2 protein-coding genes are annotated in these 1,906 nt (G+C 25.6%); one reads left to right on the forward strand and one right to left on the reverse strand.

Annotation, left to right across the window (positions count from 1 at the left end):
* Positions 1-132 precede the first annotated feature (132 nt).
* Complete coding sequence (locus tag Q4Q55_RS10115) at positions 133-828, forward strand: 2-C-methyl-D-erythritol 4-phosphate cytidylyltransferase (RefSeq protein WP_303372680.1); 696 nt, start codon at positions 133-135, stop codon at positions 826-828.
* 127 nt (positions 829-955) lie between these two features.
* On the opposite strand, the gene Q4Q55_RS10120 is transcribed toward Q4Q55_RS10115, so the two are convergent.
* Positions 956-1,789 (reverse strand): phosphorylcholine transferase LicD, encoded by an 834-nt coding sequence (locus Q4Q55_RS10120; RefSeq protein ID WP_303372681.1) that lies wholly within the window; start codon positions 1,787-1,789, stop codon positions 956-958.
* Positions 1,790-1,906: the final 117 nt, after the last annotated feature.

A 1,906-nucleotide genomic window follows, 5' to 3' on the forward strand; every position in this document is an offset into this window, starting at 1 on the left:
TGAAGGAATTATGTGAAAAATATGATATTGAATGTGCAACTGTTGATTTTACTTATGATGTAATTATTGACAGAATTAATCCAAAAAAAGCTTTTGAAGAATTTTGGAATAAATTATGATGGGTTGATGCTGATGATTTGTGCGGCTATTTTAGCGGGAGGTATAGGAAGTAGATTAAAACAAGGGATACCTAAACAATTTGTTAACATTAATAATAAACCAATTTTGGTTCATTCAGTTGAAAAGTTCTTAAATGTCAAAGATTTTGATAAAATTATTGTATCTTCCCCTAAAGAGTGTATTGACAAAACAAAAAAATTAATGGAGGAATACTTCAATCAAAATGATAAGATTATAGTCATTGAAGGAGGTTTGACTCGTAATGGAACTATTTTAAATTCTATTCGATATATGAAAAATCAAAATTGTGAAAATGATTCTATTTTAGTAACACATGATGCATCAAGGATATTTGTATCTGAAAAATTAATATCTGATAGTATTAAATATGCTAAGGAAGTGGGTGCGGCTAGTGCGGTTATACCTGCCATAGATGTTATATTTGAATCTAGGGAAGAAGGGAAACTCACAAGCATCCCATTAAGGAAGTATTTATATCATGCACAAACTCCACAATCTTTTAACATTGATAAATTTTTAGAAGTTTATGAGGATTTATCAAAAGAGGAAATAGCTAAATTAGATGAAGCCATGATAATTTTCCATTTAAGAAATCTTGAAGTAAAATTATTCCCCGGTGATCCAACAAATTTTAAAATAACACGTCCTTTTGATATTACATTGGCTGAAGCTATTTTTAAAGATTAAGCATTCAAATAAAAATAATATGGAATTTTAAGAGTAATTACAATGTCTTCAATATTTTAATTATAAAATGATTTTCCTTCGTTAATTATTAATTTTAATGCGACTTTCATATTAATCAAGCATTTTTTTAATATTCTCCGAAATCGATTTCTTCCGGGGCGGGATTGAATCTAGATTCTTTAGGAGGCAATTCCATATAATTATTAAAATCCATTTTCAATATTTTATCATAATTATTAGGTATGTTAACTTCAATATCTTCAAATTTTGCTTTTTTTAGAGGCAACCAATCTGTTTTGAAAGATATTGGCATTAAAAATTCTGATGGAAAATCACATACTTCTTCACAATTTTCATGTTGATATTTAGAAAATGAGTCCACACATTTTTTCTTAATAGTGGAAGATGAAATAGGAATTATTTTTAAGAGGTAATAAATTGTTTGTTGAATTATTTTTTTTATTTTAGATTCATTTTCATATTTAAGGATAGAATACATTGTTAATTGGTTTAATGAAAAACTTTTCCATCTGTGAATAAATTTTTTAAATTTGTTATTCGGGACATTATCTAAAATAAAAATATCTAGGAAGATATTTGGAATGTAATCAACTTGCTCTGCCCACCATTCTTTAAATAGAGTATTTTTCAGTGTTAATCTCCCCCAAGTATAATGGTAGGTTTCTTCGTTTAAAACATTAAAAAACCCATATTTTTCATCAATATTTCTTTCAAAAATTTTATTTAATTTTTCAAAGTCTTCTCTAAACATGATTACATCAATATCATCATCCCATGGAATAAAACCTTGGTGTCTGATAGTTCCAAGCAAACTTCCGGCATACATAAAATAAGTTAAATTATGTTCTTCACAAACTTCAATGAAATATTTAAACATTTTCATTTCAACTTGTTGTAAATGTTTCAATGTTTTATCATCATATCGTTTTGATTTAATCATATTAGTTTTCCTTCTATTTTTTTAATCTATTGATTAAATTAAATTTTAATAATCTAAAATTATTATTGGAAATTTTTAAATATTTATTTTTTTAAATTATATTTATATAAAATAATA

The sequence above is a fragment of the Methanobrevibacter sp. genome (genome assembly GCF_030539555.1).
Classification (GTDB): domain Archaea; phylum Methanobacteriota; class Methanobacteria; order Methanobacteriales; family Methanobacteriaceae; genus Methanocatella.

Bases quoted from the DNA above. Each gene is read 5' to 3' on its own strand.
- Q4Q55_RS10115 (WP_303372680.1), top strand. From the start codon at position 133: ATGATTTGTGCGGCTATTTTAGCGGGAGGTATAGGAAGTAGATTAAAA.
- Q4Q55_RS10120 (WP_303372681.1), bottom strand. From the start codon at position 1,789: ATGATTAAATCAAAACGATATGATGATAAAACATTGAAACATTTACAA.